Here is a 20598-nt window from a genome sequence, read left to right as displayed (position 1 = left end):
TCATATTTTATACTATATACAATTTGAAACATAAAAACATTTCTGAGGGTGGAACTAATATGAAAAATCGCAGCGTTATCTTCTTTGATATTGATGGGACTCTGCTTACGCACGATAAGGAATTGCCGCCTTTAACAAAAGAGTCTATTTTTAAATTAAAAAAATATGGACATGAAGTAGTAATTTCGACAGGCAGAGCCCCTTTTATGTTTGAGGAATTGAGAGAAGAGTTAGCTATTCATACTTTTGTAAGTTATAACGGTCAATACGTCGTATTAGACGGTGAAGTAATATATACAAATCCATTAAATATTTCATCCCTTGAAAAATTAACAGAAACTGGTCTTCGTAACAATCATCCTGTTGTCTTTATGGACCATGAAGATATGAAAGCGAATGTGGCAGAGCATGCCTACATTAAAGAAAGCATGGACACATTAAAAATTAATCGTTTTCCGTCGTTTGATCCTGAATACTACAAAGGACGTGAATTGTACCAATCGCTTCTTTTTTGCCCTGAGGGGGAAGAGAAACAATATCAACAGGCGTTTCCAGAATTTGATTTTGTGAGATGGCATCCCCTATCAGTCGATGTCATTCCAAAGGGAGGGTCAAAAGCTAAGGGAATTGAACAGGTAGTTAAAGAGCTAAAGATTCCTGATGAGCGTCATTATGCCTTTGGAGATGGACTCAATGATATAGAAATGCTTTCAATCGTAGAAAATAGTGTGGCAATGGGTAATGCAGTGGAAAAGGTAAAGAGAGTAGCTAAGCATGTCACAAAAAGAGTCGATGAAAATGGAATTTTTCATGGCCTTAAAATGCTTGGATTGTTATAACTATAGATACTATTAAATATTAATCTAGTAAATAAATAAGGCTAAAGAAGGTACCTGACACCATTAACAAATGGGTGTCAGGTACTTTTTTTTACCCAATAACAGTCTTAAATACAATTTAACTAGTATATATTCTTAATTAGGGGATTTTTTTGCGTTTGTCATGCAAGAGATGAAATCCAAGATAATTAGGAGGAATTTTAAATGAAAGCTATTGTTTATGACAAATATGGTCCGCCTGATGTTCTGAAATTAACAGAGGTCGAAAAGCCTGTACCGAAGGATAACCAAGTACTGGTGAAGATTCGGGCAGCATCCGTGAATTATGGCAATCTAGTTCTACTGAAAGGGGAACCCTTTTTAGCCCGCTTTGCGTTTGGATTACTTAAGCCTAAATATCCCATCCCTGGAGGTGATATCGCAGGTCAGGTCGAGGTAGTTGGCAAAGAGGTGACACAGTTTCAGCCAGGTGATGAGGTGTTTGGAGATCTATCCGGTTGTGGATGGGGTGGGTTTGCTGAATATGTTGCTGTCCCTGAAAATGCTTTAGTTCTGAAACCAGCTAATCTATCTTTTGAGGAAGCAGCTGCCGTTCCGATGGCATCTGTTACGGCACTCCAGAGTCTTCGGGATAAGGGGGAAATTCAGGCAGGGCAAAAGGTTTTGATTTATGGAGCCTCTGGAGGAGTAGGGACTTTTGCCATTCAGATTGCCAAAGCAATCGGGGCTGAAGTAACTGCGGTTTGTAGCACAAGAAATGTTGACATCGCAAAATCGATTGGTGCCGACCATGTCATTGATTATACGAAAGAAGATTTTACGCAAAAAACGGAGCGTTATGATGTGATTCTTGGTGCTAACGGAAGTCAGCCAATCTCCGTCTATAAGCGTGCATTAAATTCCAATGGAATCTTTGTTCATGTTGGAGGTTCTGGGACTCAAATGTTCCAGGCGATGGTCATGGGGCCTTGGATTTCAATGATTGAGCGTAAAAAAGTGGGGATCTTTTTACAGAGGGCAAATCAGAAAGATCTGATTTATATAAAAGAACTTTTGGAAACAGACAAAGTCAAACCTGTTATTGATCGACAGTATACGCTGGTTGAGGTACCCGAGGCTTTCAAGTATTTTGCGGAAGGACACGCTCAGGGCAAAGTGGTCATTTCTGTGTGATAAGGAGAATCTCCATCTTAATAGATGGGGATTTTTTTGTTTCCAATTATTAGTAACTAATTTGTATAATGAATTTGACTAACCGGGCAATGTACGGATTAATACACCCAATAAAATTAAAATTTTTTCTTAAAATCTTAAATCTTTTTTGAAAATATCTCGTTAGCTTAGTGGAGGTGAGTAAATGACTGACTTAGAATTGGTCGCTGAGATAAAGAAAGGGAGTCGCTCAAGCCAGGAAATTCTGGTGCGGCGGCATTATAAACTGATTTACAGCTTTCTTTATCGGATGATAGGCGACAAGGAGTTGGCGAAGGACCTGACTCAGGAAACATTTATTAAACTATTAAATAACATTTCAAAATACAAGCCCTCCTCCGAGTTTCGGAGCTGGATGTTGACGGTTGCCAGTAATCACGCCAAAGACTTATTGAAAAGCAAGGCTTATAAAGATAGCAGGAATACATATGGGCTGAACGATAATGATTCAGTGACAGGGAAAAGTGTTTTCTCTATTTTTGAAAAGAATGAAAAGCGGAAAGAGATTAAAGAGGCCCTTGAGGAACTGCCAGATTACCAGCGTGAGGCGATTCTATTTAAATATTACCATGACTTGAAAATCTCAGAAATTGCAACGGTCACAAATGCGAGTGTACCAACTGTCAAATCCAGACTCAATCAGGGTCTTAAGAAGCTTAAAATTTACTTGCAGCGGGGTGAAATGGATGAAGAAAATACAAATGGATAAGGAAATACAGGAATATCTCGATTCCTATAAGGTGGATTTCCCTAATGAGGAAGAAATCGAGTCCTCCATCGAATATATCATGGCTGAGGCAGTGCCAAAAGCAAGAACAGCCCACCTCTTTCAACAACGAGCAAAAGGATTAATTGGTAATTGCGCGAGAGAATTGCTTCGTTTTGGCGGTTTATTCTGGGGGCTGAACGTCCTATTCTTACTGCTAGGCGTCATTACCCTTGTTACCTACAAGACTGACCCCTATCTGACTGCCTTTGCCTTGTCGCCGCTTCCTTTTATCATAGGTATTCTTGAAATTCTGAAAAGCAAAAATGAAGGGCTAATCGAATTGGAGATGACACTGAAATATAATCTACAGCAGATATTCATTTCCAGGCTTCTTGTGGTTGGTCTGTTTAACCTAGTGGTCAACATAGTGATATCATCCATCTGTGTGGTCGTCATTCCAGATGTTATTTTTATAAAACTTCTTCTGTCGTGGACGATACCATATGTTGTTGTTACGGGACTTGCTTTTCTAATTGCGATGAAGCTGAAAGGGAATGGGGCGAGTGGAACTTTGCTAGCAATATGGTTCGCTGTCTGTTATGGCTTATTGCAGGTAAATGACATCAGGGAAATGATAGTCGAGTTAGATATTATGCCGGCTGCTGGAATCCTACTGGCCGGAATCGTACTTTGGCTGATCAATATGAGAAAATTAAAGAGAATTGAAATTGGGAGAGAGTATCATGGTGCTTAAAATCGAAAATGTATCAAAAGTGTTCGCGGATAAACGGGCAGTGGATGAAGTTAATGCAGAGCTAACTAATGGAGTGTACGGATTTCTCGGGGCAAACGGATCAGGAAAAACCACCTTAATGCGGATGCTGGCAACCGTATCAAGTGCCAATTCAGGAACAATCACATACCATGGTGAAGATATTAGGAAAATGGGCGATCGTTACCGTGAGATCATCGGCTATCTTCCACAGCACTTTGGCTATTACAAAAATTTCTCAGTGGAGAAATTTCTTTTTTACATTGCCAGTCTAAAAGGGATTGAAAAAACGGCTGCCCGCCAAAAGATAGCAGACCTGCTTGAAACGGTCAATCTAACCGATAAACGAAAAGTGAAGATGGGAAAATTATCTGGTGGGATGAAGCAGCGGGTCGGTATTGTTCAAGCACTATTGAATGACCCCAAGATATTAATTGTTGATGAGCCAACAGCGGGGCTTGATCCAAAAGAGCGAATCCGGTTTCGTAATCTTCTTGCTGAAACAGCCAAAGACCGAATTGTTCTTCTCTCGACTCATATCGTCTCAGATATTGAATACATAGCGAAGGAGATTTTAATCATGAAGGACGGCCGGCTGATTGAGAAAGATACCCCCCAAAATCTGCTGGAACGAATTCAGGATCTTGTTTGGTCTGTTGAAGCTAGTGAGGCTGAAATAGGCTACTACCAGGAAGTATTTAAGGTTGGCAATATCGCAAGGAAATCAAATGGCATTGAGCTTAGAATTCTTTCAAAAGAAAAACCGGCAGGGAATGCGATAAATGTCCCTGTCAATCTTGAAGATCTGTATCTCTATTATTTTGACGAGGGGGTAGGGGCATGAGCGTGATTAAGTGGGAACTGCTAAAGATTTTTAAACAAAAAAGCCTCTATTTCATTGGGATTTTCCTGTTCGGCTGGTTCACGTTTATTGCCTTTGATATTGAAAATACAGACATATCACGACAGGTTTATCAGAAATGGGAGGGTCCGATTACCACAGAAAAGCTAGCACAAGCGGAAAAAGTCACTGCCGATATAAATGAAGATATCTCAGCAGAACGTATACTCGACGAACGGAAAAGTGTGGAATATTCTGTGGTAGAAAATATCGCACTCAGTCAAAGTATTGCCTCTCAAAATAAAGAGAGAACTGCTGATCTGGAAAAATTAATTAGTGAGGCGACTATTAGCGGAGATACAGCCCTAGCTAATAAGCTAGAACTCCAAAAAGAGATGTACAATGATGTGAAAATAGACAAAATATCCTATTACACTGGCCCGCAGGAAGCATTGGATTTTGTCAATGTATTCGGTCTTATTCTAACGGGAATATTTCTGTTAATTGGACTTTCCGGTATCTATTCAAATGAGGCAGCTTCAGGGGTAGAAAATTATATCCTAAGCACTAAAAACGGCAGGGTAGTAACAATGAGAGCTAAGCTCTGGGCCGCGTTTATTTTTACAACGGTTGTGGTACTAGTGTGGGAGGCTTTTAACCTGATCACTAAAACCATTATTTACGGAACAAAGGGCTGGGACCTTCCCATACAGTATTCGTCTAAATATTTCGCCTCTCCTTACAGTCTGACGTTTACGGAGTATCACTTGATTCAAATGGGTCTTCATTTACTTGCGGCACTTGCTTTTGCGGGGATGATTGTTGTGATTTCTACTTTATCCAAATCAACGGTCATTTCCTTTTTTGTCTCAGGCTTGCTGTTTGGCATTCCGCTTCTCGCTTCAAGCCTAATGAACAATGGCACATTATGGCTGAATAAAGTAATGAAGTTCACTCTGACAAATGTGATGAAAGTGGAAGACTTGTTTATGAATTTTATTTCAGTGAATATGTTCGGGTATCCCGTGCTTGCTCCCTATGTCGGTATTGTGGTGACTGTGGTCATACTTACACTGTCGATGTTCTTGGCAAGATTGCTTATCTTGAAAAAGCAAATTGCTTAAACAAAAAAATTAATTGAATATTTTTACAAATAGTTATAATATTAAAAGTGGATATAGGGATATATGCTCTAGTCTACTTGTGAATTTTAGAATAAAGTCAATGAACTATTTTTATAGGCAATGAATCGCTAGACATGCGGATGCTAGAATTTAAGCCAAAATAAGCCGTAGAAACGCTACGCTTATTTTGGCTTTTTTATTTTTTTATAAGAGAATGAGAGGTGGGGGAAAATGGAGAGGGATGAGATAAAACGTCTAAACTTTCTGCTTCAAATATACATCGATGTTAATGTGGATAAGGATTTCTCTGTTTTATCAAAAAATGCAGACCCATTCTTTATACTGAATATGGATGGGCAATTGGTGTATGTGAATGATGTTTGCGAATCACTCTTAGGTTTGTCTGTACCTGAATTATTACAGATGAGGTTGAGTCATATTTTCCTCTCTACATGTTTGAATGAATCACAAACATTCTTCTTTGAGAAAGGTCGTGAAAAACTAACAAATTTTGATGCAAAGATTAGTATGAGACCCGAATCATTAATGGAAGTAAACGTAACGGCATTCCCAATCCTTTTTAATAAGGATGTGGTGGGGTCTTATGTGGTTTTAAAAGATATCACTCAAATAAAAAAAGAAAGACAATTACTATCGGAAAAACAAGCGGTGGCAGGTCAATTAGCGGCGGGAATTGCTCACGAGATTCGAAATCCGATCACAGCGATAAAAGGATTTTTACATTTAATGGCTAGAAATTATCATGGGGAGCCTATGTATTTTAATATTGTCCAGTCAGAGGTTGCACGTATTGAAGTCATTCTCAAGGAACTGATGGTCCTGGCAACACCAATCAAAAAAAAGTATGAAAAATTGACGATTAGTTCCTTATTAGATCAAGTTCTAGCATTAATGGAGTCCCAAATGTTATTAAATAATATTCAGGTTGAAAAAAAGTTCAGCTACCTGGAAGTTGCCGTTTTAGGGGATGAGAATCAATTAAAACAAGTATTTATCAATTATATAAAAAATGCAATTGAGGCCATGCCTGATGGCGGCATGATCGTAATTGAAGGGTCCATTACTGCGGGAAAACGTGTTCAGATTCGAATCATCGACCATGGATGCGGCATCCCTCCCGATCTGATTAGCCGAATAAATGAACCTTTTTATACGACAAAAGAACATGGGACCGGACTCGGGATGCCCGTTAGTTTTCAAATTATTGAAGAGCATAAGGGGAAAGTAACCATTAGCAGCAGCACATATGGAACATGTATTGAAGTAAGTTTACAAACAGTATCTTAAATTAAGTGATTGCTAGTAAGGTAATTATCGTGGTAAACTATTAAAGTCTAATGTCTTGCAGTCATTAGTTATGGCAGTTAACATATACTTCGGCAAAAATTAATAATCACTTGTATGGTAAATGGAAGAAACTATAGTAATAGTCGTCTTAGCCGTGACCTAACTTCTTTTCCTAGAAGTTAGGTCTTTTTATTTTCTTGAAAGGAGAAGTTAATGAGTAAGTCTACACAAGAGAATTTGCTATATCTTAGCAGTACGTTTAGTAAGCTCCTCAAGCGCAGATTTGGTAAGGGCCCAGAAACTTGTAAGATGATGTCAAAAGGAAACCGATTATATATATACATACGAAACTTTATTACGCCAGCAGAAGAAGTTTTATTGGAAAATAATCAGTTGATTTTAGTCAATAATTTCCGTTCCGCCGTCATCAATGCCGTCATCAGTGAGTTTAAACCAGAAGTTTCGAAGGTATTCGGAGGGGAAATTGAACATTTTTTCCATGATTGGAATTATGATTCGAATACAGGTATTATTCTGTTAGAAAATGTTCCATCTAATGATGAAGTAAAAATGGAAGAAGATTTTGAGAAAACTCTTTTTAACTTGATTGATTTTGTAGGGACCCGTTATCATAAACGACCGATTGGTTTAAAGGTAGTAAAGTTTACACAAAATATTTGTGCGATTGAAGCGAGCGAAGTCCTACTACAATTAGAAAGTTTAGCGTATGAACAAGGTAATTTCGACCTTCTGCTTCATCAAGCAAGGGAAATCAAAAGCGGTTATTTGAAAAATAAGAGTCTATTTGAGGATTTATTTAATCGCGTCATCGAAGATATATTTATTGTTTGGGATTATGAAAATAACCGTAACTATCTTATTTTTGTATTTTACAAGGAAAATCACTGAATAGAAAACATGTGGCAGCAGGATTTTTCTGCATACCACATGTTTTTTTTTAACAAGTTGGGCTTTGGTACATAATAAAATGATGGATTTATTTGTACCTGATTAAGGAGTAGAAATGGATGATTAATCAAAACAAGGAAGAATTTATTAGCAGCTATATAAGTAAGTTGTTAAGAAAAAATTTTGGAAAGGGCCCACAGACATGTCGGACCACCCTGTCCAAAAATCATCTCGTTACGTATATTCGCGGGTTTTTAACCCCGATGGAAGATATCTTGTTACAGCAAGGACAGAATAAGTATGTTGACGATGTAAGAGCAGCGATTATTAACCACGTCTTGGATGAAATAACAGGGGTAGTAAAAGTGACTCTAGGAGTGGAGGTAGAAGAATACTATCATGATTGGAACTTTCCGAATAATTCGGGCATTCTTATTTTTGTATTAGAGGAGTCAATCGGTCAGGTTAGTCAAGTGGATATAGATATTCAAAGGTTAGAATCGGAGGTAGGACGGCTCAGCTTCTTGGTTGAAAAAGTACCTGACCATATGCATATCTATCCCATTTCACCAACCATTTATTTAGTTGAAAGAAGCGGTATACTTGTAACAATTGAAAAGGCATTAATTGAAAAAGGATTTGAACGAGAGCTTAGATTCACAAAGGATGAGTTGGAAAAAACATATTTCCACCGGGAAGGCAGATTTGAGGATATTTTTAAAAAATCAATACGAGATATTTTCATTGATTGGAATTTTAAAGAGGATAGATCATTGATGGCCTTTATGCTTGGTTCGTAGGCTTAGGGATTCTATGCTTATAAAACAAGCTCTCCCAAGAAATTAATAGGGAGAGCTTGTTGTAATGATTTTTATTGAGCTATGATCTCGAAGCGACCTTATTCAAAAATTGTAAAGTCCGTTGATTTTGGGTGTTCTCAAATACCTCTTCGGGAGTACCTTTTTCGATAATAACTCCTTGGTCCATGAAAATGACTTGGTCTGCCACCTCTTTGGCAAAGTTCATTTCATGGGTTACAATGACCATCGTCATATTTTCCTTTGATAAATCCTTCATCACCTTTAAAACTTCGCCAACTAACTCAGGGTCTAGTGCGGAAGTAGGCTCATCAAAAAGAAGAACTTTCGGGTCCATTGCCATCGCTCTGGCAATGCCAACACGTTGTTGCTGCCCGCCGGATAATTGATGTGGATACATATCGGCCCGGTCACTCAAACCAACCTTATCCAGCAAGGCTTTGGCTTTCTTTTCTGCATCTGCTTTTGACCTTTTAAGGACCGTGGTCTGGCCTTCCATTACATTTTCGAGTGCTGTTAAATGTGGAAATAGGTTGTAACTTTGAAAGACCATACCGGTATTTTTTCGGAAAGAAACAAGTTCTTTAGACTTCATTTTATGATTTTGGTCAAAATTTATGGATTGATCCCCGAGTTTAATTGAACCTTGGTTCGGCACTTCCAACAGATTAAGACAGCGGAGTAAGGTTGTTTTTCCCGAGCCGGAAGGCCCAATAATAACGGCTGTCTTTCCTGTTGGAATAGTCAGGTCAATGCCTTTTAATACTTCAAGCTGCCCAAAACTTTTATGCAAATTATTGATGTGAATCATGGTTTGCTCCTCCATTATTTAGCCACACTTCTCTCAAATCGAACCTCGAGCTTCGTCTGGAAGTAAGAAAGAACTGTACTGAAGATTAAATAAATAAAGGCAACTTCAATGTAAATCCAAAGAGGTTCATAGGTAGCTGCAGCGATTTGCTGCCCCTTTTGGAATAATTCAGTAACAGTAATTGTCGCAGCTAAGGAAGTGTCTTTTACTAAACTAATAAATGAGTTCCCGAGCGGCGGCAATGATACACGGATGGCTTGAGGTATAATAATCCGCCTCATAGCCTGAGATTTGGTCATTCCAATCGAAAAAGCAGCTTCCCACTGCCCCTTAGGAATTGAAAGGATGGCAGCCCGGATAATTTCCGAACTGTAAGCCCCTTTATTTAACGTAAAAGCAATCACTGCGGCTGGAAATGGATCAAGTGTAATTCCCATACTAGGCAAACCATAAAATAGAATGAAAATCTGAACGAGTAAGGGAGTACCTCTGAAAATCCAAACATAAAATTTGGCGACAGCGTTAATACTTTTCATGTTGGACAGGCGTGCAAGTGCGACAAAAAAGGCTAAAATGAGCCCTAGTACAAAGGTGATTAATGTTAATGGAATCGTAAACTCAATTCCAGCTTTTAATATAGGAAAAAAGGAATCACTAAGGATTCCTATAATACGATCTACACGTTCTTGATCTGCGATCATTTTTATTCCATTCCTTTACTTAGATACGTCCTCGTTAAACCATTTTTTAGAGATTGCTAGGTACGTACCATCTTTTTTCATATCTGCAAGAGCGCCATTAACTGCGTCTACAAGTTCTTTATTGTCTTTGCGGAAAAGGAAAGCATTACTTGTTGCTTCTGCTTCTTCATAAACCTTTTTAATCGGAAGGTCTGGACGCTGCTTTTTCAAGTCAAGGTATGAAAGGCTATCATTAATTGTTGCATCAATACGCTTTGAAGTGATTAGGTCAATAGATTGATTAAATCCTTCAACAACGGTATTGGTTGCGCCGTGTGCTTCAGCAATTTTACGGTAATTACTGTCTAAAGATTGTCCAACTTTTTTACCTTTTAAATCATCAAGAGTTTTAATATCATTATTGTTCTTATGAACAACAAGAACAGCTTTTGAAACAATATATGGTTCTGACATATCGTATTTCTCTAAACGATCTGGACGAACGGCAACTTCATTTGCAACCATGTCATAACGCTTCGCATCAAGACCGGCAATCATGCCATCCCATTTTGTTTCAACGAAAACAGGTTTAATATCTAATCTTTTAAAAACTTCTTGGGCAATTTCAATATCGAAGCCTGTTAATTTTTGAGAATCATCATGATAAGTAAACGGAGCATACGTACCTTCAGTCCCAATAGTAATTTCACCTTTCGCCTTGATTTGGTCATAAAGGCTTTTACTCTTAGCGGAAGTTTCTTTTTCCTCTTTGCTGCTGCAAGCACCTAAAGCTATAGTAAGAAGGAGGGCTAATAAAATAAGTGCGTATTTCTTCATGTTTCGTACATCTCCTAGTAATTTTATAGGTTTTATATAATTTAACTTTTTTAGAATAGTATACATGAAAATAAATGTCAACATAAATATGATATTTACATAATCTGAAAGGCAAATAGATTGGGATTTAAAAAATATATTTTTGAAAAAACAAATAAGTCCATATCCGAATACTGATGGGATATGGACTCATTTGGTATAGCAGTAATATAGCTTATTCCTTTTCAAACCATAAACGTGTCTTGTCATCAGGGTCACCATTGTAATTAATGCGAATTTCCTCGCCAGCCTCTATGTCGGTATAGGCATAAAAGTTAATGGTCCTTTTTTTTAATTTCCTTTTAAAGATGGCGTTCGGTGTGCTGGAATGGTTAAATAGCGATCCAATTCCTAAGGCTAAGGCGCATTCATCAAAGTCTTTCCCCCACCAAAAAACATAGTCAATCAAAGTTGTTTTTTCCAAATATTTAAACTCTTCTTTAGGGAAGATGATAACAGGTGACACCTCTAAAAGCTCATCCTTTTTGATATCACGAGTAGCAAAAATCCCCCGCCCATGCTGAGATTGCTTTAGTTCCAACATATCGTTGTATACCTCCAGTTTCCCATTACTTACGGTTTTTTTATTAAGGTATGAAGGAATATGATGTTTTGGTATAGGTCATTTTGTGAGGTCATAAAAAAGGCAAGGCTACCTAGTTAGTGGATGGACCTGCTTAACAGCCTCGCTAATTAACTTCATTGGCAAGGGAGTTAAATAAGTGTGTAGTTTTATCAATTGTCATAATTAGTAAAAAAATCAGAAAAGTCCTGTGGTATGATAAGTTTATAATAATTTATATACCTCACAGGAGTGGTAAAAATGGTAACATCACCTACTAGAAAAGATGTAGAAGCCTTCTTTGCCAAAAAAGAAAAAACAATCTCGTTGTTTAATGCTGTGGAAAAGATGATCAATTCGATTGGACCAGCAAATATTGAAGTGAAGAAATCAGTTATTTCAATCGGTACAATGAAAAAATTTGCCTGGGTATGGATGCCCCAGCCTTGGGCTAGTAATCGTCCTGAGGATTGTCTTGTCCTGACTTTTAATGTAGGCCATTATATTGAAGACGAAAAAATTGTAGAAGCGGTTGAGGCGTATCCTGGTAATTGGATCCATCATGTAATGATTCAAAAAGAGGCAGATATAAATGATGATATATACCGGTGGTTACATGAAGCGTATACATTTTCTGAACATCGCGCTCGTAAAACATCATAATACACCAAGTAGAAAAGCAAAGGAAAGGAAATTTACATCTTATATCGAATTTATATACATTCACTAACTGATTTTAATGGGGATGATAAGATGGAAAAAAAGATATATGTGATACGCCACTGTGAAGCGGACGGTCAATCAAGCGAGGCACTACTTACGGAAAAAGGGATTAGGCAAGCGGCCGTATTAGCGGAGTTTTTTGCAAATGTGAAGATGAATCGGATTATTTCAAGTCCCTTTCGCCGGGCAATCCAATCAATTGAGCAGGTGGCCAAGCGGGAGCAAACCACTCTTGAACTGGAGGATCGATTAGCGGAGCGGATTTTAAGTACGGAAGTGTTACCGAATTGGCTTGAGAAACTGGAGGCAACATTTACTGACCTAGATCTAAAGTTCGATCGCGGCGAGTCTAGTCGGGAAGCGATGAATCGCATTGTAAGTGTTGTAAATGAAACTTTTAAAAGTAATTCAGAAACTACACTAATCGTTACTCATGGGAATTTACTGTCCCTACTATTAAAATACTATGACGCGGACTTTGGATTTGAACAATGGAAAGGACTAAATAATCCTGATGTGTTTCTTTTAAAGTTTAATAATGATGAAGTTACTATCGAGAGGATGTGGCAACGAGAAAAAAGTAACTTTGAAAACACTGGTTATAGCTGACCTCTGACGAAGCAATCCGTCGGCAAAATTAACTGTTAAGAAATATTCTAAATAGAAACATTTAGGCTGACAGATTGATGTCGGCCTTTTTAAGCAGCCTTAATAGGTGAACATTGTCGTAAACACTTATACTGAATGTGGAGTTGATATGGATGGATACGAAGGAATTAACGGAACGAATTGATATACTCGATTATTTACGGGGATTTGCTTTATTGGGAATTATTCTGGTAAACATCCTTCCTTTACTTTCGGTAAGATTGCCAACTTCCGAAACAAGCGATGCAGCGTATTTAAGGTTTTTATATTTATTTGTGGAAGGTCGATTTTACACGATATTTACCTTTTTATTTGGTGTCGGATTTTATATTTTTATCACAAGAGCAAGTATGAAGGGTTGTAATGGTTATGTGTTGTTTTTGCGGCGGATTTTTGTCTTGTTTTTGATGGGAATCATCCATGTGCAATTTCATCAGGGGGAAGCATTGACGGTTTATGCAATTGGAGGGTTAATTATTTTGCCCTTTTATAGAGCAAACAGGGTAGTAAATCTTGTATTCGGAACGGCTATGTTGCTTGTTCTAGCGTTTTTTGCTGAAAAAATGTTCATGGTGGTTCCCTTGATGTTATTAGGAATTGCCGCAGGGCAGTATCGGTTATTTGAACGCCTATCCGAACATTGGAAACAGGTGGCCCTTTTTACCGGGATCATGTTTTTCTTAACTATTGGTGGACTTATTTATCAATATCAACACGCACCGTTTTTTTTCGGTGATGGCTCGGAGGAAAACCTCATCCACACGCAGCGGTTTTTACATATTGGCATCATGATTGGGCCGGTTGTCTCTGCCTTTTATGTAGGAGTGCTCATTTTGCTGTTGAAGATCCCAATTGTTCGAAAGGTTCTATCACCATTAAAAAGCTATGGGCGGATGGCGCTAACCAATTACCTTACACAAACATTGTTGATCCTCGCTGCGGGGAGGTTGCTCCATCTAGCCCATCATCTGACATACATCCAATCACTATATTTGTGTGTTGCGATATATGTCATCCAACTTTGTTTCAGCGCGATCTGGTTACGTTATTTCAAATACGGCCCATTAGAATGGACTTGGCGACTATTAACCTACCTCGAAATCCCTCCAATGCGTCGTCGATAAACCAATACAATACAAAGCAGGCAGTGTTCACGTGTGGCGGACAAATGAAAGGAAATGTCTTTTTGTGGTACCTGACACCATTGTTTTACCGCTGTTTTTTGGTAGCTGATACCCATTTTTTGAAATATTTCTTTTCTTTATCGCAAAACTCTGTAAAATGGGTATTATAGTATATTTGATGTGTTTGGAGAGATCTCTATGTCGAAGTTTTTCCCGATTTTTACAAACGAAAATGATTCTGTGGTTTTTAATCCAGATGAGTTAATTGACTTATTTCTAGACTGTACAGCGGACGGGATTTGTATGGTTGATATGGAGAATCGGTTTATTCGAGTGAACCAAATGTATACCAAAATATTTGGCTATACAGAGGATGATATTATAGGTAAAAGTATATATGAATTCCCTAATCCTGAAATAGTAAATGACACGATTGAATCCGTTAAACGTGGTGAAGCATTTTCCGATATGGTTACTCAATATTACCATAAAGATGGAACCATTCTTGACATTGCCGTTTCTTACTCTCCCTTTCGAAATTCTTGTGGAGACATAATTGCGGTCCTGGCCATCTTTCGTGATATAACCGAGCATATTAATATTGAAAGAGAACTGAAAAGAACACGCGAACTCTATCGACTTATAACGGAAAATACGACGGATATGATCAAGGTATATTCCAAAGATAAACAGATTGTCTATGCCTCTCCCTCTCATAAAGAAGGGATTGGTTATAGTCCGGAACAACTCGTTGGTAAAACCGTCTATGATCTTATGGTTCCAGAAGAATTGGAACACTTTGAAAGGTTTTATCAAAGGTTAGTAGAAACAGAGGAAGCCCAACTGCTTCAGACAAAGCTAAGAACCGGTAATAATGAGGTCATCTATTCAGAGACAACTGTTTCTCCCATCCATAATGAACTGGGGGAGGTTGACTCCTATGTTACCGTGGGCAGGAATATAACTGATCGGGTAAAAAACGATGATGCCCTCCGTAATTTAGATCGGTTATCAATTATTGGCCAATTAGCTGCCGGTGTCGCTCACGAGATACGGAATCCGTTGACTTCATTAAAGGGATTTTCAAAACTATTGAAAGATACAACTAGCCGGGAAAAACAAGATGACTATTTATCGATCATCATGAACGAATTAGATCGTATTGATATGATTGTGAATGAATTTATGTCATTGGCGAAGCCTCAGGCCATCCAATTTGAACCAGAAAATTTAAATACAATTTTAGAAAGTACGGTAAATATTTTACACCCTCAGGCATTGCTACATAATGTTCAAATCACCAACCATTATTTAAAAGATGACATCGTATTAAATTGTAATCCTAATCAGTTAAAACAGGTTTTTGTGAACTTCTTAAAAAATGCAATTGAAGCTATGCCGCTTGGTGGAAATGTCAATATTTATGTTCAACGGATAGAAAGCCATCGTGTACAGATTTGTTTTTCAGACGAAGGAATAGGAATTGACAGCGAACTTATGCGCTTTTTGGGAACTCCGTTCTATACTACGAAGGATAAAGGAATCGGGCTTGGACTAACCGTGAGCAATAAAATCATCCAAGAGCACAATGGGACGATGAATATTGAAAGTAAAATGGGCAAAGGTACAACTGTAAAAGTTGAACTTGAATGCTTTTAAGCTTTAATCATAAAAAGGATATCAGACATCACATTGTTTTGTGATGTCTGGTACCCTTATTTGGTGTAACGATTTGCGTAGCTGGAAGCCACAAAGGCGTTAGGTTTAATCTTTGGTTCAACACCCATTGATTCGATTCTAGTTACCATTTCTTTCACGAACTCACTCGTTTTGTTCCGTTTACCTGCACCAATATCAATATGTCCTTCCATGGTAAAGGTTGCTCCTTGATAGATATAGGGAAGGACGAGATTAATCAACTCATTTTTCTTTTCTTCGGTAAACATCGACACAATTTCCTCGGTTAATGATAATTCAAGAGAGATCCGCTCATGTAAGTGGGTCATTTTTCTTGGAACCACTACCTTCCTAATGCACGCCCATACTCCTTTTCCTTTATTCTGAATAACAACACCCGTGATAAAAACCGTGGTAGATTTATGGACTTGTGAATCTGTGCCGACCATTAATTTATAGTTTCCGCCTGGATCTACTTTCATGAATGTGACAATTCTTTCAAAGACCTGCTCGAAGGACATCCCGTTCTCTTGAAGGTTTTGAAACGAATCTTGATAAGCTCCGCTTTTTTTCATACTGAAGCACCACATCTTTCCATTCCTTTGATAAAGTTTTGTCTCGCCTCTTATTCCTATCTTATGGAAAGTGATTTATTGTCGTGCAGCCATTAAAATATTTGATCTTCTTAAAAATGTATGTGGAAAGGTGAGCAAAAATGCTTTAGTGATGTCCGAGCACATTTGAAGTTACATACCTCTGAACAACCTTTTTTTGAAAAACAAATATATGCCTAACAATTTTTGTGCAAGTCCATCATTAGATAAAGAAACGAATCTAAAATGAATAGGGATGGATGGAGATGGCAAAGAGAAATCGTGGGAAAACAATCAGTTATCTGCCTTCAGGCGGACGGGGAACCTGCCCGCTATGTGGTAGAACAAGAATCAAACTACTATATCCACATAAAACAGAAACAAACCAAACCATCAAAGTATGCAAAAACTGCCGGGATAAAAAATATTAACAAACTGAAGGTGGTGTCAGGTACCATGTGAAATTTTCACATGGTACCTGACACCTTTTTTTAATCTTTGATTTGTTACCACAACTAAATACCGGCCCCGCTATTTTAAAAGGATATTTACAATATTTGTCGAATAAACTTAACTGAACGACATCTAGTTTGACTGGATTCATGAGGGCGTTAAGAAATAGACGCAAAGGGGTGGGATGGTTGAAAAAGCGGGTTGTAAAACAGAATGAGTTAAATTTCTTAAAGCGGGAGCTTAAGTACTTGGTAGAATCAGAGATTCTGCCGGTAGGAAAGTCAAAAGAAATAGAAAAGATATATGATGTGCAGAAACTTTCGTTTACAAAAACACTTTTATATGTTGGCAGTATTCTAATCGGAGCTGGAGTATTAAGTTTTATAGCGAGCAATTGGGATGAAATTGGCAGGACCGTGAAATTCCTTTTAATCATTGCTTTGTTTGTTGCCTGTAATTTTGCGGGCTATAAGATGGAAAAAAACTTTCCAAAGACATCGAGGAGTCTTTATTATGTAGGCGGTCTGGTGTTCGGTGCTGGGATTTTTCTGGTTGAACAGATGTTTCATCTCGGAACTAATTCACAAAATGCCTTTTTGTGGTGGTCGCTTGGTATTTTGCCGTTGGCATGGGTCCTCCGGGATAAATGGATTTTACTTGCATCATCCTTGTTTGTTCTAAAATACTTGCTGGATGGGCAATATCTCCAAGGAATAAATATCCCTTATTGGACGCTGCTCTGGATCGTTGCGATATATATCCTTAATAAGAAAATAGGTTTCTCTCAAATAACTGGATTCGTAACAGGCTTACTGTCGCTGGCATTCATCGGGACGGTTATTAGCTATTTTATGAACCTATTCGAGTATCAGGATTCCACTTATGTATATGGTTTAATCTATTTATTCATTGGTGTTGCTCTTGTCCATTCCAAGATGAAAATGAGCGATATTTACACATTTTTGGGCTACCTTGTTCATGGTTCAGCTGCACTATTATTGTCTTTTGAGGATACATGGCCACTCGATTGGATGTACATTCCATTTTCAATTCTTTACCTGTTTTATGTTTTGTACTTAATCAAGCGAGGCAGCTTAACTAGTATCATTATTCTTTGTGTAATGATTTTCCGTTTTTACCTCGACCTATCCTTCGAGTTTTTACCAAAATCGTTCGTATTTATCATTGGAGGATTTCTGTTGCTTGGTTTCGGTTTTTATTTTGAAAAACAAAGGAAAAAAGGGGTGAGTGTGCATGAATAAGCGAGCAAAGCAGTTAGTCTTGGCTTGTTGCGTGCCAGTGCTCATCCTTCTAGGGTTGTGTGTCAAGCCCCTTTATACCTTACTAACGGGGGAAGAAATGATTCTTCAGACGAAACCGGTGGACCCATCCGACCTTTTTAGAGGTGATTATGTGACACTAAGGTATGAAGCGGAAGAGGTTCCGAAAAAATTGGTGGAACAATCAGTGCTCACAAGATTACAGAAGCGGGGCGGAGAGTTTGAAGTATACATTCTAATGGAGAAAAAGAACGGTGTTCACACACCTATTAAAGTTACCCTTACTAAACCAGATAAGGGAGAATTCCTCAATGGAACGATCAGCTACATCGATAAAGACAACCTGGGCCAAGAAATAGCCTATATTGAATACGGTTTGGATAACTACTACGTGGAAGACAACACAGGTACAGAATGGGAAACAGCCTCAACTAAAGGAGAAATACTAGCGAAAATTAAAGTAACCAACGGCTATGCCATACTAACCGATATTACGAAGAAGTAAAAAGTGGTGTCAGGTACCGCGCGTGGACAAAAACCACCCTTTGTCCACGTGGGGAGGACGTCGAGTCCTTTCGGTACCTGATACTTTTTTATTGTTAACTTTATTTTAAAATTAGTTGACAATGGAGTAACCCACCCGTTATCTTAATATTATAAAGATTAAATTGGGGTGGGAGAATGAATAGAAAATTAAGAGCGTTGGATTTAACACTAGTGGGGATGTTTGTAGCCCTTATGGCGATAGGGGCAAACATTACCTCCTTTGTACCATTTATGGTCGTGGGAGGAGTTCCAATCACTCTCCAAACCTTTTTTGCCATCTTAGCTGGGGCTATTCTAGGGAGCAGGTTAGGGTCAATAGCAATGATTGTTTATATGTTAGTAGGATTTGTGGGTGTACCTGTTTTTGCTAAATTTGGGGCAGGACCTTCAACAATTTTCAGTCCTACCTTTGGCTTCATCTTATCGTATATTTTTACAGCGTTTATCATTGGAAAAATTGTTGAAAAGAAAAAAAGTGTGGCGGCCTTTATCACTGCAGCCTTAATTGGAATGGCCGTAAACTACTTCTTCGGTACCAATTGGATGTATTTTGCCTACAAAATTTGGGCGGCTGCACCAGAAGGTTTTACTTACAAAATGGCCTGGTTATGGATGGTAGTACCATTGCCAAAGGATATCATCTTAGCAGTCTTAGCAGGGATCATGGCCCACCGTCTAGAAAAGACCGTCCTCTCCAAAGGGCAATTTAAAAATTTAAAACGTGTCTCTTAGAAAGCAATAAACACAAACCAAACGTGTCCTTATACCGTGGAACGGTGTCTTTTTATGGTACCTGTCACCATTATCATTAATTGATATTTAATAATATCTCCACATTAACAACCGCTTTAACGTGATTTATTAATTTATAATTAAATTAATAATAGTGTTAGAGGGGATATTATCTAAATATGAAACTTTTACTTAATTTAATATTTCTATTTTTATTAAGTTTTTCTCTGATTGGATGTTCTTCTCAAGGAGAAGTGAGGGAACCAACCAAACAGTCGGCAACTGCAGCGGCAGCCAAATCAAATGAAGAGCAAACACAAGAAATTGACCCGAAAGATTTCCTTCAATTTCTTACGAGCCAAGGTCAACTGGTTCCATTAGGGGATGTTCCTATTCCGAAGGAAAATCCGATGAAGCCTGAAGTGATTAAATTGGGGCAGACACTATATTTTGATTCGCGTCTCTCCGGTAATAATCAAAGGAGTTGTGCTTCTTGTCATGATCCAAATCAGGGATATGGGGACAATCGTCCAACCTTGAAAAAAATAGACGGGGCCACTGGAGCAAGAAATAGTCCGACGATTATTAACTCAGGCTATTATAAAACCAACTTTTGGGATGGTCGCGCCGCTTCATTAGAGGAGCAAGCATTAGGACCAATTCAGAACCCGAACGAAATGAATCAAACACTTGTAGAATTGGTCAAAGAATTAAAAGGAAATCCAGGATATGTGAAACTTTTTAATACGGCTTTTAAGGATGGAATCACCGCGAAAAATATTGCCAAGGCCCTAGCAGCCTTTGAAAGAAAAATTATTGTAAAAGACACGCCGTATGACCGTTTCCTAAATGGTGATACAACCGCCTTATCGCGGCAAGAACTAAGGGGATTAGACCTATTTGCAGGTAAAGCAATGTGCGTCACATGTCATAATGGTTCTAATTTATCAGATAACAACTATTATAATATTGGGCTTAATACAGAGGATGAAGGGCGCTTTGCCATAACTAAAGAAGAAACCGATTTAGGAAGAATTCGGACACCGAGTTTATATGGGATTACACACACGGCACCATATATGAGCAATGGTAGTATTGCTACGTTAGTGGAAGTCATTGACTATTATGACCGTGGCGGGGACAGTCATCCCAATAAGAGTTTCTTTATGAAAAAATTTATGAATCCTATAGGTCTAACAGATGAAGAAAAGTCCGATTTATTAGCGTTTTTAAAAACTCTAGGAGGAAAACCTCCAGTTTATACAAAGCCAGAGTTGCCATAAAAGATATGTGCCTGACACCCGCTGAAAAGCCCAAGTGTCAGGCACTTTTATTTGCGTTGTAGAAAAACTAATCAAACG

Annotated in this window: 23 protein-coding genes; 18 read left to right on the top strand and 5 right to left on the bottom strand. The window is 38.2% G+C overall.

The annotated features are described in order from the left end of the window. Nucleotides 1–59 precede the first annotated feature (59 nt). From V7121_RS08725 to V7121_RS08685, 9 genes are all read left to right on the top strand, one after another. Nucleotides 60–839, top strand: coding sequence for a Cof-type HAD-IIB family hydrolase (locus tag V7121_RS08725; protein WP_335546377.1), 780 nt, complete (start codon nucleotides 60–62; stop codon nucleotides 837–839). A 204-nt stretch (nucleotides 840–1043) separates the two neighbouring features. After that, the gene (locus V7121_RS08720) at nucleotides 1044–2012 is read left to right on the top strand and encodes an NAD(P)-dependent alcohol dehydrogenase (protein WP_335494629.1); all 969 of its coding nucleotides are present in this window, start codon (nucleotides 1044–1046) and stop codon (nucleotides 2010–2012) included. A gap of 184 nt (nucleotides 2013–2196) precedes the next feature. Further along, nucleotides 2197–2760, top strand: coding sequence for an RNA polymerase sigma factor (locus tag V7121_RS08715; RefSeq protein WP_335494632.1), 564 nt, complete (start codon nucleotides 2197–2199; stop codon nucleotides 2758–2760). Further along, complete coding sequence (locus tag V7121_RS08710) at nucleotides 2738–3514, top strand: hypothetical protein (protein ID WP_335494634.1); 777 nt, start codon at nucleotides 2738–2740, stop codon at nucleotides 3512–3514. The genes V7121_RS08715 and V7121_RS08710 overlap by 23 nt, the downstream gene beginning before the upstream one ends. Further along, complete coding sequence (locus tag V7121_RS08705) at nucleotides 3504–4376, top strand: ABC transporter ATP-binding protein (RefSeq protein WP_335494636.1); 873 nt, start codon at nucleotides 3504–3506, stop codon at nucleotides 4374–4376. Before V7121_RS08710 ends, V7121_RS08705 begins: the two co-directional genes overlap by 11 nt. Further along, nucleotides 4373–5497, top strand: coding sequence for a hypothetical protein (locus V7121_RS08700; RefSeq protein ID WP_335494638.1), 1125 nt, complete (start codon nucleotides 4373–4375; stop codon nucleotides 5495–5497). The genes V7121_RS08705 and V7121_RS08700 overlap by 4 nt, the downstream gene beginning before the upstream one ends. Before the next feature lie 231 nt (nucleotides 5498–5728). Beyond that, a complete protein-coding gene (locus V7121_RS08695) occupies nucleotides 5729–6805 on the top strand; it encodes an ATP-binding protein (RefSeq protein ID WP_335494640.1) in 1077 nt (358 codons plus the stop codon). A 213-nt stretch (nucleotides 6806–7018) separates the two neighbouring features. Beyond that, nucleotides 7019–7714 carry a Na-translocating system protein MpsC family protein gene (locus V7121_RS08690; protein WP_335494643.1) on the top strand — a complete coding sequence of 232 codons (696 nt, stop codon included), beginning with the start codon at nucleotides 7019–7021 and terminating at the stop codon, nucleotides 7712–7714. A gap of 119 nt (nucleotides 7715–7833) precedes the next feature. Next, nucleotides 7834–8514: a DUF2294 domain-containing protein gene (locus V7121_RS08685; RefSeq protein WP_335494645.1), complete on the top strand. Its 681-nt coding sequence runs from the start codon at nucleotides 7834–7836 to the stop codon at nucleotides 8512–8514. Nucleotides 8515–8593: 79 nt separating this feature from the next. Here the strand turns inward: V7121_RS08685 and V7121_RS08680 are convergent, their stop codons facing one another. From V7121_RS08680 to V7121_RS08665, 4 genes are all read right to left on the bottom strand, one after another. Continuing rightward, nucleotides 8594–9343: an amino acid ABC transporter ATP-binding protein gene (locus V7121_RS08680; protein ID WP_335494648.1), complete on the bottom strand. Its 750-nt coding sequence runs from the start codon at nucleotides 9341–9343 to the stop codon at nucleotides 8594–8596. Nucleotides 9344–9357: 14 nt separating this feature from the next. Next, nucleotides 9358–10044 (bottom strand): amino acid ABC transporter permease, encoded by a 687-nt coding sequence (locus V7121_RS08675; RefSeq protein ID WP_335494651.1) that lies wholly within the window; start codon nucleotides 10042–10044, stop codon nucleotides 9358–9360. 15 nt (nucleotides 10045–10059) lie between these two features. Continuing rightward, nucleotides 10060–10860 (bottom strand): amino acid ABC transporter substrate-binding protein, encoded by an 801-nt coding sequence (locus V7121_RS08670; protein WP_335494653.1) that lies wholly within the window; start codon nucleotides 10858–10860, stop codon nucleotides 10060–10062. A gap of 214 nt (nucleotides 10861–11074) precedes the next feature. Then, nucleotides 11075–11443 (bottom strand): SET domain-containing protein, encoded by a 369-nt coding sequence (locus V7121_RS08665; RefSeq protein ID WP_335494655.1) that lies wholly within the window; start codon nucleotides 11441–11443, stop codon nucleotides 11075–11077. 279 nt (nucleotides 11444–11722) lie between these two features. On the opposite strand from V7121_RS08665, the gene V7121_RS08660 reads away from it, so the two are divergent. The 4 genes from V7121_RS08660 to V7121_RS08645 all read left to right on the top strand — a co-directional run bounded on the left by V7121_RS08660 (nucleotide 11723) and on the right by V7121_RS08645 (nucleotide 15615). After that, entirely contained in the window at nucleotides 11723–12124 is a 402-nt protein-coding gene (locus tag V7121_RS08660; RefSeq protein ID WP_335494658.1) for a DUF5655 domain-containing protein, read from the top strand. 90 nt (nucleotides 12125–12214) lie between these two features. Next, nucleotides 12215–12793, top strand: a complete 579-nt coding sequence (locus V7121_RS08655; protein WP_335494660.1) for a histidine phosphatase family protein — start codon at nucleotides 12215–12217, stop codon at nucleotides 12791–12793. A 152-nt stretch (nucleotides 12794–12945) separates the two neighbouring features. Continuing rightward, the gene (locus V7121_RS08650) at nucleotides 12946–13956 is read left to right on the top strand and encodes a DUF418 domain-containing protein (RefSeq protein WP_335494662.1); all 1011 of its coding nucleotides are present in this window, start codon (nucleotides 12946–12948) and stop codon (nucleotides 13954–13956) included. A gap of 198 nt (nucleotides 13957–14154) precedes the next feature. Further along, complete coding sequence (locus tag V7121_RS08645) at nucleotides 14155–15615, top strand: PAS domain-containing sensor histidine kinase (protein WP_335494665.1); 1461 nt, start codon at nucleotides 14155–14157, stop codon at nucleotides 15613–15615. Between the two features lie 56 nt (nucleotides 15616–15671). Here V7121_RS08645 and V7121_RS08640 read toward each other — a convergent pair whose 3' ends face one another. Beyond that, complete coding sequence (locus V7121_RS08640) at nucleotides 15672–16208, bottom strand: ribonuclease H-like YkuK family protein (RefSeq protein WP_335494668.1); 537 nt, start codon at nucleotides 16206–16208, stop codon at nucleotides 15672–15674. A 284-nt stretch (nucleotides 16209–16492) separates the two neighbouring features. Between V7121_RS08640 and V7121_RS08635 the strand changes: the two genes are divergently transcribed. The 5 genes from V7121_RS08635 (at nucleotide 16493) to V7121_RS08615 (ending at nucleotide 20520) form a co-directional block, all read left to right on the top strand. Next, the gene (locus tag V7121_RS08635; protein WP_335546375.1) at nucleotides 16493–16657 is read left to right on the top strand and encodes a hypothetical protein; all 165 of its coding nucleotides are present in this window, start codon (nucleotides 16493–16495) and stop codon (nucleotides 16655–16657) included. Nucleotides 16658–16867: 210 nt separating this feature from the next. After that, nucleotides 16868–17941 carry a DUF2157 domain-containing protein gene (locus V7121_RS08630; protein WP_335494674.1) on the top strand — a complete coding sequence of 358 codons (1074 nt, stop codon included), beginning with the start codon at nucleotides 16868–16870 and terminating at the stop codon, nucleotides 17939–17941. Continuing rightward, complete coding sequence (locus V7121_RS08625; protein WP_335546373.1) at nucleotides 17934–18464, top strand: GDYXXLXY domain-containing protein; 531 nt, start codon at nucleotides 17934–17936, stop codon at nucleotides 18462–18464. Before V7121_RS08630 ends, V7121_RS08625 begins: the two co-directional genes overlap by 8 nt. 176 nt (nucleotides 18465–18640) lie before the next feature. Then, complete coding sequence (locus V7121_RS08620) at nucleotides 18641–19237, top strand: biotin transporter BioY (RefSeq protein WP_335494678.1); 597 nt, start codon at nucleotides 18641–18643, stop codon at nucleotides 19235–19237. A gap of 254 nt (nucleotides 19238–19491) precedes the next feature. Next, a complete protein-coding gene (locus V7121_RS08615; RefSeq protein WP_335546371.1) occupies nucleotides 19492–20520 on the top strand; it encodes a cytochrome-c peroxidase in 1029 nt (342 codons plus the stop codon). Nucleotides 20521–20598: the final 78 nt, after the last annotated feature.

Origin of the sequence: Neobacillus drentensis, assembly GCF_036962125.1 — a bacterium.
Taxonomy (GTDB): domain Bacteria; phylum Bacillota; class Bacilli; order Bacillales; family Cytobacillaceae; genus Neobacillus; species Neobacillus drentensis_B.
The sequence above is the reverse complement of the archived record's forward strand: the minus strand, read 5'-3'. Positions and strand labels throughout refer to the sequence as shown.

What these genes read in the sequence shown, in the direction of transcription:
- V7121_RS08725 (WP_335546377.1), top strand. Translation starts at nt 60, where the DNA reads ATGAAAAATCGCAGCGTTATCTTCTTTGATATTGATGGGACTCTGCTT.
- V7121_RS08720 (WP_335494629.1), top strand. Translation starts at nt 1,044, where the DNA reads ATGAAAGCTATTGTTTATGACAAATATGGTCCGCCTGATGTTCTGAAA.
- V7121_RS08715 (WP_335494632.1), top strand. Translation starts at nt 2,197, where the DNA reads ATGACTGACTTAGAATTGGTCGCTGAGATAAAGAAAGGGAGTCGCTCA.
- V7121_RS08710 (WP_335494634.1), top strand. Translation starts at nt 2,738, where the DNA reads ATGAAGAAAATACAAATGGATAAGGAAATACAGGAATATCTCGATTCC.
- V7121_RS08705 (WP_335494636.1), top strand. Translation starts at nt 3,504, where the DNA reads ATGGTGCTTAAAATCGAAAATGTATCAAAAGTGTTCGCGGATAAACGG.
- V7121_RS08700 (WP_335494638.1), top strand. Translation starts at nt 4,373, where the DNA reads ATGAGCGTGATTAAGTGGGAACTGCTAAAGATTTTTAAACAAAAAAGC.
- V7121_RS08695 (WP_335494640.1), top strand. Translation starts at nt 5,729, where the DNA reads ATGGAGAGGGATGAGATAAAACGTCTAAACTTTCTGCTTCAAATATAC.
- V7121_RS08690 (WP_335494643.1), top strand. Translation starts at nt 7,019, where the DNA reads ATGAGTAAGTCTACACAAGAGAATTTGCTATATCTTAGCAGTACGTTT.
- V7121_RS08685 (WP_335494645.1), top strand. Translation starts at nt 7,834, where the DNA reads ATGATTAATCAAAACAAGGAAGAATTTATTAGCAGCTATATAAGTAAG.
- V7121_RS08680 (WP_335494648.1), bottom strand. Translation starts at nt 9,343, where the DNA reads ATGATTCACATCAATAATTTGCATAAAAGTTTTGGGCAGCTTGAAGTA.
- V7121_RS08675 (WP_335494651.1), bottom strand. Translation starts at nt 10,044, where the DNA reads ATGATCGCAGATCAAGAACGTGTAGATCGTATTATAGGAATCCTTAGT.
- V7121_RS08670 (WP_335494653.1), bottom strand. Translation starts at nt 10,860, where the DNA reads ATGAAGAAATACGCACTTATTTTATTAGCCCTCCTTCTTACTATAGCT.
- V7121_RS08665 (WP_335494655.1), bottom strand. Translation starts at nt 11,443, where the DNA reads ATGTTGGAACTAAAGCAATCTCAGCATGGGCGGGGGATTTTTGCTACT.
- V7121_RS08660 (WP_335494658.1), top strand. Translation starts at nt 11,723, where the DNA reads ATGGTAACATCACCTACTAGAAAAGATGTAGAAGCCTTCTTTGCCAAA.
- V7121_RS08655 (WP_335494660.1), top strand. Translation starts at nt 12,215, where the DNA reads ATGGAAAAAAAGATATATGTGATACGCCACTGTGAAGCGGACGGTCAA.
- V7121_RS08650 (WP_335494662.1), top strand. Translation starts at nt 12,946, where the DNA reads ATGGATACGAAGGAATTAACGGAACGAATTGATATACTCGATTATTTA.
- V7121_RS08645 (WP_335494665.1), top strand. Translation starts at nt 14,155, where the DNA reads ATGTCGAAGTTTTTCCCGATTTTTACAAACGAAAATGATTCTGTGGTT.
- V7121_RS08640 (WP_335494668.1), bottom strand. Translation starts at nt 16,208, where the DNA reads ATGAAAAAAAGCGGAGCTTATCAAGATTCGTTTCAAAACCTTCAAGAG.
- V7121_RS08635 (WP_335546375.1), top strand. Translation starts at nt 16,493, where the DNA reads ATGGCAAAGAGAAATCGTGGGAAAACAATCAGTTATCTGCCTTCAGGC.
- V7121_RS08625 (WP_335546373.1), top strand. Translation starts at nt 17,934, where the DNA reads ATGAATAAGCGAGCAAAGCAGTTAGTCTTGGCTTGTTGCGTGCCAGTG.
- V7121_RS08620 (WP_335494678.1), top strand. Translation starts at nt 18,641, where the DNA reads ATGAATAGAAAATTAAGAGCGTTGGATTTAACACTAGTGGGGATGTTT.